This is a genomic window from Streptomyces deserti, from assembly GCF_054782695.1.
In genome coordinates, this window is the sequence record NZ_BAAGRZ010000060.1 from 1 (window position 1) to 15,295 (window position 15,295).

14 protein-coding genes and 4 pseudogenes are annotated in these 15,295 nt (G+C 70.3%); 11 read left to right on the forward strand and 7 right to left on the reverse strand.

The features are described from left to right. Nucleotides 1-110 precede the first annotated feature (110 nt). A complete protein-coding gene (locus tag ACYVMZ_RS38440; protein WP_461087854.1) occupies nucleotides 111-365 on the reverse strand; it encodes a hypothetical protein in 255 nt (84 codons plus the stop codon). Between ACYVMZ_RS38440 and ACYVMZ_RS38445 the strand changes: the two are divergent. From ACYVMZ_RS38445 to ACYVMZ_RS38455, 3 genes and pseudogenes are all read left to right on the forward strand, one after another. Next, nucleotides 253-658 (forward strand): annotated as a pseudogene (locus ACYVMZ_RS38445) (SulP family inorganic anion transporter); the annotation flags it as partial. The gene ACYVMZ_RS38440 and the pseudogene ACYVMZ_RS38445 overlap by 113 nt on opposite strands. Before the next feature lie 127 nt (nucleotides 659-785). Next, complete coding sequence (locus tag ACYVMZ_RS38450) at nucleotides 786-1,832, forward strand: glucose 1-dehydrogenase (protein WP_461087827.1); 1,047 nt, start codon at nucleotides 786-788, stop codon at nucleotides 1,830-1,832. Nucleotides 1,833-1,859: 27 nt separating this feature from the next. After that, nucleotides 1,860-2,369: a gluconokinase gene (locus tag ACYVMZ_RS38455; protein ID WP_461087829.1), complete on the forward strand. Its 510-nt coding sequence runs from the start codon at nucleotides 1,860-1,862 to the stop codon at nucleotides 2,367-2,369. A 127-nt stretch (nucleotides 2,370-2,496) separates the two neighbouring features. Here the strand turns inward: ACYVMZ_RS38455 and ACYVMZ_RS38460 are convergent. The 3 genes and pseudogenes from ACYVMZ_RS38460 to ACYVMZ_RS38470 all read right to left on the reverse strand — a co-directional run. After that, nucleotides 2,497-3,054 (reverse strand): annotated as a pseudogene (locus ACYVMZ_RS38460) (cation:proton antiporter domain-containing protein); the annotation flags it as partial. A 277-nt stretch (nucleotides 3,055-3,331) separates the two neighbouring features. Further along, complete coding sequence (locus tag ACYVMZ_RS38465; RefSeq protein ID WP_461087831.1) at nucleotides 3,332-3,742, reverse strand: four-helix bundle copper-binding protein; 411 nt, start codon at nucleotides 3,740-3,742, stop codon at nucleotides 3,332-3,334. A 163-nt stretch (nucleotides 3,743-3,905) separates the two neighbouring features. Continuing rightward, a complete protein-coding gene (locus ACYVMZ_RS38470; protein ID WP_461087833.1) occupies nucleotides 3,906-4,802 on the reverse strand; it encodes a universal stress protein in 897 nt (298 codons plus the stop codon). A 747-nt stretch (nucleotides 4,803-5,549) separates the two neighbouring features. Between ACYVMZ_RS38470 and ACYVMZ_RS38475 the strand changes: the two genes are divergently transcribed. The 4 genes from ACYVMZ_RS38475 (at nucleotide 5,550) to ACYVMZ_RS38490 (ending at nucleotide 9,143) form a co-directional block, all read left to right on the forward strand. After that, nucleotides 5,550-6,821: a cation:proton antiporter gene (locus ACYVMZ_RS38475; protein ID WP_461087836.1), complete on the forward strand. Its 1,272-nt coding sequence runs from the start codon at nucleotides 5,550-5,552 to the stop codon at nucleotides 6,819-6,821. A 271-nt stretch (nucleotides 6,822-7,092) separates the two neighbouring features. Continuing rightward, nucleotides 7,093-7,431: a Na+/H+ antiporter NhaA gene (locus ACYVMZ_RS38480; protein WP_461087852.1), complete on the forward strand. Its 339-nt coding sequence runs from the start codon at nucleotides 7,093-7,095 to the stop codon at nucleotides 7,429-7,431. Continuing rightward, entirely contained in the window at nucleotides 7,410-8,432 is a 1,023-nt protein-coding gene (locus tag ACYVMZ_RS38485; RefSeq protein WP_461087838.1) for a TerC family protein, read from the forward strand. Before ACYVMZ_RS38480 ends, ACYVMZ_RS38485 begins: the two co-directional genes overlap by 22 nt. Before the next feature lie 21 nt (nucleotides 8,433-8,453). Next, the gene (locus ACYVMZ_RS38490) at nucleotides 8,454-9,143 is read left to right on the forward strand and encodes an IS3 family transposase (protein ID WP_461087840.1); all 690 of its coding nucleotides are present in this window, start codon (nucleotides 8,454-8,456) and stop codon (nucleotides 9,141-9,143) included. Nucleotides 9,144-9,293: 150 nt separating this feature from the next. On the opposite strand, the gene ACYVMZ_RS38495 is transcribed toward ACYVMZ_RS38490, so the two are convergent. Next, the gene (locus ACYVMZ_RS38495) at nucleotides 9,294-10,157 is read right to left on the reverse strand and encodes a UbiA family prenyltransferase (protein WP_461087842.1); all 864 of its coding nucleotides are present in this window, start codon (nucleotides 10,155-10,157) and stop codon (nucleotides 9,294-9,296) included. A gap of 46 nt (nucleotides 10,158-10,203) precedes the next feature. Here ACYVMZ_RS38495 and ACYVMZ_RS38500 point away from each other — a divergent pair, with 46 nt between their 5' ends. From ACYVMZ_RS38500 to ACYVMZ_RS38510, 3 genes are read left to right on the forward strand one after another with little or no spacing between them, the layout of a single operon-like run. Continuing rightward, nucleotides 10,204-11,364: a type III polyketide synthase gene (locus ACYVMZ_RS38500; RefSeq protein ID WP_461087844.1), complete on the forward strand. Its 1,161-nt coding sequence runs from the start codon at nucleotides 10,204-10,206 to the stop codon at nucleotides 11,362-11,364. Between the two features lie 13 nt (nucleotides 11,365-11,377). Next, nucleotides 11,378-11,893 carry an isoprenylcysteine carboxyl methyltransferase family protein gene (locus tag ACYVMZ_RS38505; protein ID WP_461087846.1) on the forward strand — a complete coding sequence of 172 codons (516 nt, stop codon included), beginning with the start codon at nucleotides 11,378-11,380 and terminating at the stop codon, nucleotides 11,891-11,893. Beyond that, entirely contained in the window at nucleotides 11,890-12,921 is a 1,032-nt protein-coding gene (locus ACYVMZ_RS38510) for an NAD(P)/FAD-dependent oxidoreductase (RefSeq protein WP_461087848.1), read from the forward strand. The genes ACYVMZ_RS38505 and ACYVMZ_RS38510 overlap by 4 nt, the downstream gene beginning before the upstream one ends. A 174-nt stretch (nucleotides 12,922-13,095) precedes the next feature. On the opposite strand, the pseudogene ACYVMZ_RS38515 reads toward ACYVMZ_RS38510, so the two are convergent. Continuing rightward, nucleotides 13,096-13,425 (reverse strand): annotated as a pseudogene (locus ACYVMZ_RS38515) (alpha-galactosidase); the annotation flags it as partial. Between ACYVMZ_RS38515 and ACYVMZ_RS38520 the strand changes: the two are divergent. Next, nucleotides 13,422-13,637: pseudogene (locus ACYVMZ_RS38520) on the forward strand (rod shape-determining protein); the annotation flags it as partial. The pseudogenes ACYVMZ_RS38515 and ACYVMZ_RS38520 overlap by 4 nt on opposite strands. Nucleotides 13,638-14,669: 1,032 nt before the next feature. On the opposite strand, the gene ACYVMZ_RS38525 reads toward ACYVMZ_RS38520, so the two are convergent. After that, nucleotides 14,670-15,050, reverse strand: a complete 381-nt coding sequence (locus ACYVMZ_RS38525) for a hypothetical protein (RefSeq protein ID WP_461087850.1) — start codon at nucleotides 15,048-15,050, stop codon at nucleotides 14,670-14,672. Nucleotides 15,051-15,295 lie beyond the last annotated feature (245 nt).

A 15,295-nucleotide genomic window follows, 5' to 3' on the forward strand; every position in this document is an offset into this window, starting at 1 on the left:
CGAGCTGCTGCGCTCCGGCCTTCTCGCGCAGCCGGGGGAACTCGTACTGCTCCTCGGAGGCGGCGTGCTGCAGCACGTCCGCGCGCAGCTCCCGGAACGCATCAGCAGGGTCACGACGTCGTCGCTTCGCCGGTGCCGTCGCTGTGGGGCATGGCGTCTGTCACGAGGTCTTTCGGTGGGCTTCGGTGCCGACCGTGCCGGTCGAGGGCATCGCCCGAGGCGACGGGCTTCCTCAGCGACGGCGGGTCGCGACCGCACAGAGCCCTGGTCGCGGTCATGATCATGGTGTCGGTGGCCACCTTCGACTGGCGCTCCATCGCCCCGAGGGCGGTGAGGCGGATGCCGCTCGGCGAGATGATCGTCATGCTGGTCACCGTCACGTGCGCGGTCGCCACTCACAACCTCGCCATCGGCGTCGTCGTCGGCTGCATCACCGCGGTGGTCATTTTCGCCAAGCGTGTCGCGCACCTGGTCAACGTCTCCCGTGTCGTCGATCCCGACGGCGACCAGGTCGTCTACGCGGTCACCGACGAGCTGTTCCTCGCCTCCTCCAACGACTTCGGTCTACCAGTTCAATTACAAGGACGACCCGGACGATGTGGTCACAGACCTCTCCGACGCCCACACCTGGGACGCCTCCTCCGTCGCCACCCTGGACGTATCCCTCCACCCCGACCGGCTGGTGCTGAAACGGTCTGAGCGGGACACACGTAAAGGCGGACAGACGTCAAGGCAGCGGCGCGCACGGCATGAGGCGTGGCGTTTGCAGAGGGGCGAGGTTGGCGATGCGTGCATTGACCGTGCGGCCCGGCGAGAAGGGCTCCCTGGAGGTACGGGAGGTGCCTGACCCGGCACCGGCTGTCGGCGAGTTGCTGGTGCAGGGCCTGGCGGTGGGGGTGTGCGGAACAGACAGGGAGATCGTCCGGGGCGAGTACGGCTGGGCCCCTGCGGGCCGTGAGTGGATGGTCCTGGGGCATGAGTCCCTCGGGCGGGTGCGGCAGGCGCCGCCCGGCAGCGGGTTCTCGGCCGGTGACCTTGTCGCCGGGGTGGTGCGCCGGCCGGACCCCGAGCCATGCGGGGCCTGCGCTCGCGGGGAGTTCGACATGTGCCGCAATGACCGCTACACCGAGCGCGGTATCAAAGAGATCGACGGTTATGCCGCGCAGGCGTGGTGTGTGGAAGCCGACTATGCGGTGAAGCTGGAGCCGCGTCTGGAGGGCGTCGGCGTGCTCGTGGAACCGACCACCGTGGTGGCAAAGGCGTGGGAGCAGGTCGAGCGTGTCGGTGCCCGTTCGTGGTTCGAGCCGCGTCGCGTCCTGGTGACAGGTGCCGGGCCCATCGGTCTGCTGGCCGCCCTGCTGGGTACCCAGCGCGGGCTGGAGGTGCATGTGCTCGACCGGGTGACCGAAGGGCCCAAGCCCTTTCTCGTACGGGAGTTGGGCGCCATCTACCACGCGGAGGACGCCGAGCGGGTCATCTCCGCCGTATGCCCGGATGTCGTCATCGAAGCCACGGGCGCGAACGAGCCCGTCCTCGCCTCGCTGACAGGCACCGCACGCTTCGGAGTGGTGTGCCTGACCGGCGTGTCGCCCGCCGGCCGAAGGATGACCGTGGATGCGGGCGCCATCAACCGGGAGATCGTGCTGCAGAACGACGCGGTGGTGGGCTCGGTCAATGCCAACCTGCGTCACTACCGCCAGGCTGCCGACGCCCTGGCGCAGACCGACCTGTCATGGCTTGAGCACATGATCACCCGGCGGGTGCCGCTGGAGCGCGCGACGGAGACGTTCGAGCCACAGCCCGACGACGTCAAGGTGGTCATCGAGCTCTAGGCGGCACTATCCGAAGGAAGGCTCTGGATGTCTCACAGCACTGCTCCATTGGTCGTGGTCATGGGAGTGTCGGGCTCGGGGAAGACCACAGTGGGCCAACTGTTGGCACGTCACCTCGGTGTCCCCTACGCCGAGGGGGACGACTTCCATCCCGCACCCAATGTGGCGAAGATGCGAGCGGGCCACCCGCTCGATGACGAGGACCGTCGCCCCTGGTTGGACGAGATCGCACGCTGGCTGGTCGGGCATGCGGACACCGGCGGAGTGGTGACATGCTCGGCGCTCAAGCGGCGCTACCGTGACCGGCTCGCTTCCGCCGCGCCGCATGTCTTCTTCCTCCACCTCAATGGTTCGCCGGAGCTGATCGCCGCGCGGATCACCGCGCGACGGGGCCACTTCATGCCACCTGAGCTGCTTCGTACGCAGTTCGCCGACCTCGAAGCGTTGGGCGAGGACGAAGTGGGCTCGGCCATCCCGATCGACGGTACGCCGCAGGAGACCGCTGCCCTCGCCCACGCCGCCGTCACCTCCTCGTGAGCCGCTCAGATTGCAACTCGCTGTCGAGTCTGATGCCAGCGTTTTCGACGGCTGTATTCCGGCTTTTCCAGATGTTGGGGGCAGTCGGCGTCGCGGCTGGGCCCACGGCCCCAGGCGGGCAACAGCCAAGACCTGTGGCTCGAGCCATGGCGAGCCCCAGCGCGTCGCTCAGCGCCCAACGGCCGGTCCAGTCCGCCGACCACCCGGCGCCCGCCGCCGTGGCGAGGGCGATGGCCGCGTAGACGAACGGGAAGGCGAGTCCGTCGTTCAGCCCGGCCTCGCTGTGAGAGCGAACCGTGTCTCGTCCTCGTCACGCTCGGTACCGAGCGGCTCTCCCACCCGTACCTCCCCGGCCAGGGGATCGGTGGGGGCGAGCACCGCACCCAGCAGCAGGGCGACGGCGGGCGGCCAGTTCAGCAGGCGACGGCCACCACCGTCAGCGGCATGGTGACGCCGAGCAACCGCCAGGTACTGGACCACCGGTGACGGCCGAAGGGCCGGTCAATGGCGAGTCCGGCGCCCATCAGGGACACGATTACACACACCTCGGTGGTGTGCTCACCCACAGGCGGTCGTGCACGGGATCCACCGTCGGTACGGACACCGGCAGTAGTTGAACGAGGACGCCCGCGACCAGGAAGAGCAGGGGAGTGGCACCGGCCGACCATTTGTGCACAGGGCTGATTCAGGGCGATGACCGTCCCTGCGCCGATCAGGGCTACGCTCCACGCGACCTCGAGGACATTCCCTCCGCTCATGCGTGGATCGTGGCGATCGACACGGCATAGATCAGCAGCTGCCCGGCGATGCGAACGCCAGTGGTCAGTGCCGGGGCCGAGTCACGCCGGTGCGGCCGTCGCCGACAACGCGAGATGCGTCCGCCGGACTGGGTCTCGTCGTGCGCGAGGAAGCACCGGCCCGCCGAAGCGCCGGCCCGGCGCCCAGTGCGGTGGATCGGTTGGTCAGCCTAGGGCTTGGAGGAGCTCGTCGCAGGCCTTCTCGCAGGAGCGGCAGGCTTCGGCGCACAGGCGGCAGTGCTCGTGCTGGTCGGCGTGGGTGGAGCATTCGTCGGCGCAGGCTTTGCAGGCGGTGGCGCATGCCTGGAGGATCGCGCGGGTGATGTTGGCGTCGTAGCCGGTGTGGCGGGACAGGACGGATGCCGTGGTGTTGCAGATGTCGGCGCAGTCCATGTCGGTGCGGATGCACTTGGTGAGTTCGCCGACCATGCCCTCGGACAAGCAGGCGTCCGCACAGGCGGTACATACCTGGGCGCAGGCGATGCATTCCTCGATGCAGCGGGTGAGCTTGTCGCGGTCGACCTGCCCGAGGTCGGCCGGGTAGGTGGCGAGCATGTCCTTGACCGTGGTCGTCATGCGGTGTCTCCTTCGGGTGCGGCCGGAGGCGGCGGGCCTGGCCGGGTCCGCACCTCGTAGACCTCCGGCCCGTGTCGGGTTGGCCCCATTGCGCAGACTCAAACGCGCCCGGCTTGCCCTGTGGGGCCGGAGCCTCCGCCGCGACCGGAGCGCGTAACGAGAATCAGCCGTCGCGCTGAACAGGTACTACGGCGACTGGGCAGTGTGCGGTGTGCAGCACTTCGGCGCTGACTGACCCGAGCAGGAATCGGCGTATTCCGGTTCGCCGGTGGGAGCCGACGACCAGCAGGCAGGCACCGGTGGAGGCTTCGACGAGCAGCGGCCCGGGTGAGGCGTGCTCGAGGCGCAGGTTCACTTCTACGCCGGGGTGGCGGTCACGCCGCCTTCTGAGTTCCGTGTCGAAGAACTCCCGCTGGCCGCTTTTCACCAATGCGGGGTCCACGGGGACCGTTGTGATGGCCCCGGTGGGAGACGCGGCGACGCCGAAGGCGCAGTGCACCACATCGAGGCGAGCACCGCGCAGATCGGCTTCCAGATACGCCACGTCGAGGGCCTGCAGCGAGGCGTCGTCGGTGTCGACGCCGACCACGACACGATTGTCCGGCCGCTCCGCCGTCTGCGAGGGACGCACGACGACGACGGGACACTCGGCGCGCGTGGTCACCTGCCAGCTCACCGATCCGAGCGGCAGCCGGGGAAAGCCGCCCCTGCCCCGATGGCCGATCACGATCAGCTCCGCCGCCGCGGAGCGTTCGATCAGCCCGGCCGCCGCGTGCCCCATGATCACCTCTCCGCCGACGGAGAGGCCGGGAACCTCCTCGCGGGCCAGCCGCTCGTAATGCTCCACCAGCTGGGCACTCACCTTGGCGGCGAAGCGGCTCTCCTCCTCGTCGGATACGGAACCTCCGGGAAGTGGCAGCTCCAATGCGTGCGCGATCTGCAGGGGGCGTCCGCGCAGTGCCGCCTCGCGGGCAGCGAACCGTACAAGATCCTCATGGCCGGGCCCTCTGTCGATACCGGCAATGATGGGGCGCTCCGGCGGCTGTATGGCACTGTTCATGGCTGCTCCCGGCGGGCATCGATCCCACGGTCGATACGGGTACCCGAACCCACGCTGCTCCTGACGTCCGCCGATGACGCCTTTGGGCGGGTGCCGACGAGGTCCGCAGGGGAGTCAGCAGGCTCCGAGGGAAACGCCCCGGCGGCGCCGCGTGCTCCCGGGCACGTGCTGCCGCACCGTCGTGACGGAACGATCATCACCGTGATCGCCGGGCACCCGGAGAACAGAGCCCCCACGGCGGGCTCCCCCTCGACTGCCGAAAGGGGGCACCGGCCCTCAAGCCGGACTGTGGGGAGCCCGCGCGATCCGCTGCCGGTGCCCAGGAGCACGCCGCCTTCCCGCTCTGCGCTCCGCTGTGTTCCCATCTCCGCATACGGCCCAGCCGCCGAGCACTCCGCATGGCCGGACGGGGCTCGGCACAGTAACGCCGAGCTGCGCGCGGCTGGTTGCGTCCGCCTGCTGGGAAAGGTGGGGGAGAGCCGTAGACGCTCTGCCGCCAATCGGGCGTTCTGAGCGGCCCGGTGTGCAGCCGCGTTCCCTTGCGGGACGTGGTGTGGCGCTTCGTGGCGTTTCGCCAGGTGGCGTCCGTCACGAAGTGCTGTGTCGCTGAAATAGTGGGTATGCGGGCTGGGATCAGGGGCGCGCCGGTTTCGTATGGGCTTGTGATCTTCAGTGACAGGTGGCCGCGGTTCCGTGCGGCATGAGTGCGCGGCCACGGGGTTGCGGCGGAAGGACAGGCACAGAGCAGTGACGATCGCCGATGCGGTGTTCGCGTGGTTGGGAGCCGGTGCGCTGCTCGCGGCAGTGCTCCCCCGGGTGGTGGCCGGGCGTCCGCTGTCGATGCCGCTGTTGTTCTTGGTGGCTGGCATCGGCGTGTACCTGCTGCCTTTGCCGCTGCCTGTGATCGATCCGGTGGATGACCGGCTGCTGACTGAACACATCACCGAGATCGGCGTCATCATCGCGCTGATGGGCGCGGGGCTGGCGCTCAACCGGCCCGTCGGCTGGCGTCGGTGGGCCACGACGTGGCGGTTGCTGGGCATCACGATGCTGCTGACCGTCGTGGTCACCGCCCTTGTGGCGTGGTGGCTATTGGACTGGCCGCCGGCCGCCGCCCTGCTGCTGGCCGCCGTTCTCGCCCCGACAGATCCCGTGCTGGCCTCGGAGGTGCGGGTGGGTGAGCCCACCGAGGACGAGCATGACGAGGACGAGGTGCGCTTCTCCCTCACCAGCGAGGCGGGCCTCAACGACGGGCTTGCGTTTCCCCTGACGTACGCGGCTGTCGCGCTGGCCGCTGCTGCGGGCAGCGGCTGGTCGGCCTCCTGGGTCGGCGTCTGGGTGGTGGAGGACGTCGCGTTCAAGTGCACTGTGGGGGTGCTGAGCGGGTTGCTCGTCGGTCGGCTCCTGGGCTGGCTGTTCTTCCGCACTCGCTCGCCGGTGTTGCGCCTGTCCGAACACCGGGACGGCTTTGTCGCGCTGGGCGCGACTTTCCTGTCCTACGGGGTGACCGAGCTGATGGGGGGCTACGGCTTCCTCGCCGTGTTCACCACGGCGTGCGCGATCCGGGCGGCCGAGCGTGCTCACGGCTTCCACAACATCCTCCACGACTTCGTGGAGCAGATCGAGCGCCTGTTCACCGCCGCGTTGCTGTTTCTGCTGGGCGCCTTCATCGCGCTCGGTGGCCTTGCCTCACTGACCTGGCAGGGCGCCGTCACCGCGCTGGCGCTCCTGCTGGTGATCCGGCCGCTGTCCGGGTGGGCCGGGCTGCTCGGAGGCCGCACGGGCGCCAAGGAACGTTGGGTAGTCGCGGGCTATGGGATCCGAGGCGTCGGTTCGCTGTACTACCTCGCCTACGGCCTGGGGCAGCACGACTTCCCGGTGCCGGAGCGGGAGCTGTGGGCGGTGGTGACGTTCACCGTGCTGGCCTCGGTGGTGCTGCATGGCGTCACAGCAGGACCGGTCGTGGCTCGCCTCGACCGGATGCGGACTGCCACACCCCGCCCACAAGATGACATATGACGTGCAAACAGCAGTGATTCGTATCAGGCGGTCGCCGCGCCGGATTGGCATCCGAGACTGCCGTGGCGGTTGATGGAGAGAACCTCGGGAAGGTGAACCGTGATCTCTGATGGAAGACGGCGAGGTCCGCTCGTCGAGCACGGCGGCTATTCGGCGATCCAGACAGGAGCCCGAACGCGCGGCCTGGTAGGACCCGCACCCGAGCCCGCTCGGCGACGCCTTTGGCCAGCCGGTTACCTGGGCGATCATCACCGGTCTCGTCCTCGGCAAAATCGTCGGCATCGGCGGGGTGACCTACCTGGCGCGCAAGCTGGGCTGGGGAACTCTGCCCGCGGACATGCACCACCATGAGATCCTCGGTGCCGCCGCCCTGGGGGGTATCGGGTTCACCGTCTCGCTGTTCATCACCGACCTCACCCTCACCGATGCCGCCCTGATCGCCCAGGCCAAAGTCGGCATCCTCACCCCCTCCACCGTCGCCGCCCTGGCTGGAGCAGTACTGCTGCTCACCACCCCGCCGGCACCGGTGCCACCACCGCGTCGTCCCCGCCGGACGAGGACCGATCCGACAACTGAAATGGAGGACCGGTGCTGGACATCAGCGCACTGACCTGGGCCGTCACCATCGGCCTGATCCTCGTCCTGCTCGCTGTCGACCTGATCCTGGCCGCCGCGCGCCCGCACCGGGTCGGCTACGGCGAGGCCACCGCGTGGTCGGTGTTCTACATCCTCGTCGCGGTCGGCTTCGGCGTCTGGTTCGCCGCGCGATACGGCGGAGGGTTCGGCACCGAGTACTTCGCCGGCTACATCGTCGAGAAGAGCCTGTCGGTCGACAATCTGTTCGTCTTCGTCATCATCATGACCACCTTCGCCGTGCCGGCGGAACACCAGCACAAGGTGCTCACTTTCGGCATCGTGCTCGCCCTGGTCATGCGCGCCGTCTTCATCGCGCTCGGCGCCACCCTGCTGGCGCTGTTCTCGTTCATGTTCCTGCTGTTCGGCCTGCTGCTGATCTACACGGCGGTGCAGCTGTTCCGGCACCGCGACGAGGACCCCGACATCGAGGACAACGTCATGGTCAAAGCCGCCCGCCGACTCCTGCCGATCAGCGCCGACTACGTCGGCGGCAGACTCGTCACCCGCGTCGACGGGCGCCGGATGGTCACCCCGCTGTTCATCGTCCTGCTCGCCATCGGCAGCATCGACCTGCTCTTCGCGCTCGACTCCATCCCCGCGGTGTTCGGGGTCACCCAGGAGCCTTACATTGTCTTCACCGCCAACGCCTTCGCCCTGCTCGGCCTGCGCGCTCTTTTCTTCCTCGTCAAGGGACTGCTGGACCGGCTGGTGTATCTGTCCGCCGGGCTCTCGCTGATCCTCGCGTTCATCGGCGTCAAGCTCATCCTGCACTGGGCGCACGTCGACCTGCACGAGGCGGTCCCCGAGATTCCCACCCCGCTCAGCCTCGCCGTGATCGCCCTCGTCCTCGCGGTCGTCACCGTGGCAAGCCTGATGAAGACCAGGCGCGACCCGACCGCCAGGGCCCACCCCGGCTCACTGCGCGCGCATCCCCCGAAGCCCGCGGAATCCGGCCGGGAAGCCGGCCCATTCTGAACTGGGCCAGGACGCGAGGGCGTGCAGGTCGGCCGCAAGCGGGTCGAGCGGCTCATGCGCGAAGACGGCCTCGCCGGCATCAGCCCACGCCGCACGGGCAGCTTCACCCGGCGCGACCTGGACGCCGACCTCGCCCCTGACCTCGTCCAACGCGACTTCACCGCTGACGAGCCGAACCGGCTGTGGGTGACTGACTTCACCATGATCCCCACCGGTGAGGGGCCGCTGTGGCTGTCGGCGATCCGGGACGCCTTCTCCCGCCGGGTGGCGGCCTGGGAGACCTCCGCCCACGCGGACGCCGACCTGATCCTGACCTCGCTGGGATACGCGCTGGCCAGCCGCGAGGTCGCCCCCCCGCCAGCTCGTCCACCAGCCGACCACGGCTGCCCATACACATCCATCAAGCTCACAACACGCCTGGTCAGGGCCGGAATCCAGGCATCCATGGGCTCGGTCGGGGACTCGTTCGACAACGCCCTGGCGGAGAACCTGCGGATGTTGATCAAGACCGAGTGCATCCGCGTCCCCGTCTTCGCCACCAGGGCCGAGGCCAGCCTCGCGCTCTTCGAGCACATCGTCGGCTTCTACAACCCCCGCCGGATCCAGAAACGGCTCGGCTACCTGAAGTCCCATCGAGTTCGAGGAGAAGCACTACGCCAACCAGACAGCGGCCGAACCAGTGAACCTAAACGCGACGTCACCCCGCACTGACCAGCTAGTCAGCACCTCCCGCGCAGGGGGGAACCTCATCCGACCATGTATCGGAGCGCCTGCGCACGGCCGAGCGCAGGCCCGTGAACAAACGTCCCGACCGGATCACCCGACGATGCCGCGCGGCACGCGGTGGAGCTCGGGTCCGGGTCAGGCCATGTCCGAGCCCCGTAGCAGGAGCTGTACCACTGCCATGCCGGCCACCACGATCGCCGCCCGGAACGGCCACCTGCTGCGGGCCCTCGACGGCGGAGCCGTACCTGTGACCGCGACGATCGCCGCGGCGGCCGCCAGTACCCAGTCCGACGTCTCCGCCGCCCCGTGGGGACCTGCGGCGACCACGCTCACGGCCGCCAGCATGACGAACGGGGCCAGCCACCGGCAGGTCGTACGGCCCAGCCGCTGCGGCAGCCCGCGTACTCCGGTCGCGAGATCGTTCTCGATGTCCGGAAGGACGTTGACCAGGTGTGCCCCCACACCCAGCAACGCGCCCGCTGTCACCGCCCACCAGGCGGGCCAGGACGGCGACGGCAGACCGAGGGTGACGAAGGCGGGAAGCGAGCCGAAACCCACGGCATAGGGCAGCGGTGAGAGCACGGTGTTCTTCAACCGCAGGTTGTAGGTCCAGCCCGCGGCCACCACCCCGCCCAGGTGTGCCGCTCCGGCGGCGGTGCCGCTGAGCAGTGACAGCGGCACGCACAGCCCCAGGGCTGTCCCCGCCGCGACGGCCACCGCCCGGGGCGGGAGTTCGCCGGTCGCCACCGGCTTGTCGGAGCGCCCGCAGGCCGTGTCGCGCTGCGCGTCGACCGCGTCGTTGCACCAGCCGATCGACAGCTGGCCTGCCAGCACGGCCGCGGCCACCGCCGCCGACCCCGCCACCCCGCGGCCGGCCGCCACGGCCAGGGCGGTGACGAACACCGTCACGGCGAGTGTCGGCTCGAGATGGCAGGAGCGCAGCAGCACCGGGAGGCGGTGTGTGGTGCGGGAGGGAACCCCAGACGGGTGGACAGACACGTAGGCACGGTAGTCGGGCGTCCGAGGCGAGGAAGGCATTACCGACATGCGTGTCCCCGTGATGGTCGATCATGACCCTTCCCCGCCCGCCGCGCCGCGCCGGACGACCGTCCCTCCCGCGGCGACCACGATCACCGCCGTCCGCACTGCGCTGCCGCCGCACCGTTACGCTCAGGACGACCTCACCGAGCTGATCGGCGACCTGTGCCTGTCGCCGGGGGCGGATCGCACCGTGCTGCGCCGCCTGCATGCGTCCGCCGGTGTGCGCACGCGTCATCTCGCCCTGCCGATCGAGCGGTACGCCGGGCTCCGCGACTTCGGGCAGAGCAATGACGCGTGGCTTGAGGTCGGCCTCGAACTGGGCGAGGAAGCCCTCACCGGCGCGCTGCAGGAGGCGGGGCTTCAACCGGCCGACGTCGACCTGCTGGTGTGCGCCTCCATCACCGGCGTCGCCGCCCCGTCGCTCGACGCCCGGCTGGCCGGGCGCGTGGGGCTGCGGCCCGACGTCAAGAGGCTTCCGGTGTTCGGCCTGGGCTGCGTGGGGGGCGCCGCCGGCCTCGCCCGGGTCCACGACTACCTGCGCGGACATCCCGACGACACCGCTGTGCTGCTCACCGTCGAACTGTGCTCGCTGACGCTCCAGCAACGCGACGACTCCCGCGCCAACCTCGTCGCCGGCGCCCTGTTCGGTGACGGTGCGGCAGCGCTCGTCGCACGCGGCAGGAGCAGTGGCGGTGGCAGTCGCAGCGGCAGGGCCGGGCCGGACGCGGCCGGGCCCTCGGTGGTCGCCACGCGCAGCCGCCTGTACCCGGACACCGAGCGGCTCCTGGGGTGGGACATCGGCGCCGGCGGATTCCGCGTCGTGATCGATGCCGGTGTTCCCGGCATCGTGCGGGAACACTTCGGCCGGCACCTGCGTGCCTTCCTGGCCGAACACGGCCTCACCACGGACGACATCGGGACCTGGCTGTGCCATCCGGGAGGCCCCAGGGTCCTGGCCGCCGTGACCGAAGCCCTCGGCCTGCCCGGCGACGCCCTCGACTCCGCGTGGCGCTCACTGGCGACGGTGGGGAACATGTCGTCCGCCTCCGTCCTGCACGTCATGCAGAACACGTGGGAATCCGGTCGGCCCGAGCCCGGTACATGGGGGCTCCTGATGGCGATGGGACCGGGATTCTGTTCCGAAGTCGTCCTGTTGGGCTGGTGATGGAGTGGTCCTCATGCCGTGGTACACGCTTGTCGTCCTGGCCGTCGTCGCCGAACGCGTCGCCGAACTCGTCGTCGCCCGGCGCAACGCCGTCTGGACCCGCGCCCGGGCCGGGGTCGAGCACGGCCGTGGCCACTACCCCGTCATGGTCGTCCTGCACACGGTCCTGCTCGTGTGCTGCCTTCTCGAACCCGTGCTCTTCGACCGGCCGTTCCTGCCCGCTCTGGGGTGGCCCATGCTGACGCTCGCCGCAGGGGCCCAGGCCCTGCGCTGGTGGTGCATCACCACACTCGGACCTTACTGGAACACCCGGGTCATCGTCGTTCCCGGAGCGCGCCTGGTCGGCACCGGGCCCTACCGCTTCCTGCGCCACCCCAACTACCTTGCGGTCGTCGTGGAGATCGCCGCCCTGCCGCTGGTGCACTCCGCCTGGCTGACCGCGACGGTGTTCACCGTCGCCAACGCCGTGCTGCTCACGATCCGTATCCGCTGCGAGAACGCGGCCCTCACCCACGCGGTGCCCGCGTGAGGGGCGGCCACGACCTGCTGGTCGTCGGAGGCGGACCCGCCGGCCTCGCGACCGCCCTGTACGCCGCCCGCGCCGGCCTCGACACCGTCATCGCTGAGCCCCGCCAGGCGCCGGTCGACAAGGCGTGCGGTGAGGGCCTCATGCCCAGTGCCGTCCGCGCTCTCACCGCCCTCGGCCTGAAGGTCCCCGGCCATCCCATCACCGGCATTCGCTACATCCAGGGATCCCGTCAGGTCCAGGCCGCCTTCCGGCACGGCCTCGGCCTGGGGGCGCGCCGCACCGGACTGCACGGCGCCCTGCACCGGGCCGTCCTGGACGCGGGGGTGCCGGTACTGGCCCTGCGGGTCGAGGACGTACGGCAGGACGCCGCGGGCGTGACCGTCCCCGGCACGGGGCTGCGCGCCCGGTGGCTGGTCGCCGCGGACGGCCTGCACTCACCCGTGCGCCGCTGCCTCGGCCTGGGCGTGAAGACCGGGGGGACACCTCGGTACGGAATGCGCCGCCACTATGCGGTGCCCCCTTGGGCGCCGTACGTCGAGGTGTACTGGGGAGCGGACGCGGAGGCGTACGTCACCCCGCTCGGCCCCGCACTCATCGGCGTCGCCCTGCTGACGGCCCGGCGAGCTCCGTTCGCCGCCCAACTCGAGAGCTTCCCCGACCTGGTGGGCCGACTCCCCCCGGAAGCGGCCGTCACCGCGGTGCGAGGCGCGGGACCGCTGCGCCAGAGGGCCCGTACCCGTGCCTACGGGCGGATCCTGCTCGTCGGCGACGCCGCCGGATACATCGACGCGCTGACCGGTGAGGGCGTTTCCCTCGCCCTCACCGGCGCCGAAGCCCTGGTCGCCAACCTGCGCCGGGGCACACCGAGCCGGTACGAGACGGACTGGAGACGAGCGACCCGCTCCCACCGTCTCCTGACCGAACTCCTGGTCAGGGCCCGGCAGCAGCCGGCACTGGCCCCACGCATCGTGCCCACGGCCGCACGCCTGCCACGCCTCTTCGCGGCAGCGGTGAACGCACTGGCATGAGACCCCGCCGCCGCAAGGTCCACATCCCCGCCGCCGGTCGCCTCCGCCCCCGGGCCGGCGGGCCGAACCCGGCCGGTGCAGCACGGTCCGAGCGCGGGCGCGGTCCCGGTCCCGAGGTGGCTGGGCGCGGAGGTGCCGAAGGAGATACCAGGCGCGGCCCGGGTCGTCGTTGCGGACGGTGGCGCGCATCCGCACCAGCCCGGACGGGGTGAGCCCGGCTTCCAGGACGAGACCGAGCCGAGCGGTGCTGTCGGCGGCCCGGATCCGCACCGAGAGGCTCTCGGTCTCCACCGAGTCGAGGGTGAAGAGGGGCGACCGGTCCGCGCCCTGCCGGTGCCCGGTCAGGCCCGGCCGCCCGGGCCATCCCGCGCCGTGCTCGGGCAGCAGGGCGACGCGCGGTACGGCGTCGTCAAATCCCGGGACTGCCGGCATGGTGACGGCCTCGGCCAGCTGCGACAACTCCTCCTGGGCGAGGTCGCCGAGGTCGGCGCCCCAGGGGAGCACCGAGGACGACCCTGGACAAGTGTCCGCCGGAGCTGTCCGGCGACATCATGGACCGGGGAACCGTTCTGACCGGCGGCGGAGCACTGCTGCGCGGGCTGGACGAGCGGCTGCGCCGCGAGACCGGCATGCCGGTCAACATCGCCGAGGACCCGCTGGACAGCGTGGCGCTGGGCTCTGGAAGCGGCCTGCCGCATGCCGCGGCGCTCCCGTGACATTGCGGGCCTCCACCGTTTCGCTGAGGCCCACGCGCTTGCGCATGCCAGGGCTGCGACCGTTCACCCCGATGCTGCCTGCCAGTGCCGGGCGCAGCAGTGCGTCGCACATGAGGGCACGCAGGTCGCCTGCAGGGGAAGGGTGGTCCTGGCCCTGCGGCATGATCCGGCCGTGGGGCGGGTATGAACGCTCGCCGAAGTCTGCTTTCAGTGTGCCCCGTCAGTGCCTCATACCCGGGTCGTGGCACAGGCCCTGTCCCGCTGGCAGCCTGCCGTGAAACCGGCGGCCGCAGTGCCAACGCCCGCAGCCCCAGCCGCGGCTGTCATCCCGAGCGGATTTCGCGCCCCCCGGCCGGAAGCGATCACTTGCCGGGGTCCGGTAACGCCGACAGCAGGCGGTCACAGCCGCGTCGGCGTGCCCAGCGGTAAGGAGCCGACCAGACACACCGTGTCCCACGCATCGGCCGCGGTTGTGACGTGGAGGGTGCCGGTCCGCCTCATGTGGCCGCAGCAGACATCGTCCTGGCTGCCGAAGGGGTCGGTGACGGCCCCAGTTACAGCAGGCGGCACGCGCGGGCACGCCCCGCGGCCAGGACGGCCGCCCGCCGTCGATCACCCGCTTGGCCGCCCATTCATGGGGCAGTCACATCGGGGTTTGGCGTGATGGCCAGGTACCGCCCCCGCGCCCCGGATGCTATGCCCGGTGGCGACGTGGCGGTTTTATGCGGCAGGGGCGGACCCGGTCACGGGGGGAAACCGGTCTGCCCCTGCACGTCGGAGCCCGCTGCCCCCTCCACAGAGGGCGGGCTCCTCGACCCTCATGATCGGGTCATTGCCTACAGCGCCGTGTGACGCCAATGTGTCACATCAGACCGTTCTGCCCAGCAGGGTGTACTGCGCTTGAAGGTATGGCAGTCACCGCTTGTCGGCCTTCTTGGGCCTGGTCTTCTGCTCGGCGGCCAGGGTGCGCAGGCGTGGCCGGCGGTTTCCGGGAGGGTTCCCCGGAGACCGCCGGCTCGGGGTGTCCGCCCGCTACGCGACCTGAATTTTCAGGGTGCCGTTGGACAGTGCGTTGGCGCTGGCCGAGGCGCCGGGCGCGACGGTGACGCTGGTGCTGCCGCCGCCGGAGAAGACCAGTGTGACGTTGGCGTTGTTGGTCACCGTGGTGACGGCCGATACCTGGATGCCGGTGTCGAGGGTGGTGCCGATGGTGAGCTGGGCGCCGGGAATGGTGACCGTGCCGCCAGCCGTCAGGCCGATGCTCACCGAGCCCGTCACTGCCGCGGTGGACTGGGCGTGCGCGATCGAAGTGGACGCCGGGGCCGCCGAGGCTGCCGGGAGGGCGAGCAGGCTGGCCGCGGCCACGAGGGCGGCCGCGGCGATCTTGGCTGTGAGGTGATGGGTCGGACGCATGAAACCTCCATGGCAGAAGAGAGACCACTCTCCAGGACCGCGGCCGCGCCTGGCTGTGCCAGCCCTAGCCTCCCTGTTTCGCTTCGAGTGGTTGAGCCGGTCTGAGCTGGTGTGCAGTGGTGGTTCGGTCGCTTTTCGTCGGCGGGCGTGGCCGTGGCCCGACGCGCGGGTCGGGTGCTCCAGGGTTCCTCGGGTCGTGGGCGGGCAGGGGCGCTGTCATGCTTCAGGTGGCTGGTCGGGGCAGG

Coding starts and splice junctions, on each gene's coding strand:
- ACYVMZ_RS38450 (WP_461087827.1), top strand. CDS start 786: ATGCGTGCATTGACCGTGCGGCCCGGCGAGAAGGGCTCCCTGGAGGTA.
- ACYVMZ_RS38505 (WP_461087846.1), top strand. CDS start 11,378: ATGCCGTGGTACACGCTTGTCGTCCTGGCCGTCGTCGCCGAACGCGTC.
- ACYVMZ_RS38440 (WP_461087854.1), bottom strand. CDS start 365: ATGACGATCATCTCGCCGAGCGGCATCCGCCTCACCGCCCTCGGGGCG.
- ACYVMZ_RS38465 (WP_461087831.1), bottom strand. CDS start 3,742: ATGACGACCACGGTCAAGGACATGCTCGCCACCTACCCGGCCGACCTC.
- ACYVMZ_RS38500 (WP_461087844.1), top strand. CDS start 10,204: ATGCGTGTCCCCGTGATGGTCGATCATGACCCTTCCCCGCCCGCCGCG.
- ACYVMZ_RS38470 (WP_461087833.1), bottom strand. CDS start 4,802: ATGAACAGTGCCATACAGCCGCCGGAGCGCCCCATCATTGCCGGTATC.
- ACYVMZ_RS38455 (WP_461087829.1), top strand. CDS start 1,860: ATGTCTCACAGCACTGCTCCATTGGTCGTGGTCATGGGAGTGTCGGGC.
- ACYVMZ_RS38525 (WP_461087850.1), bottom strand. CDS start 15,050: ATGCGTCCGACCCATCACCTCACAGCCAAGATCGCCGCGGCCGCCCTC.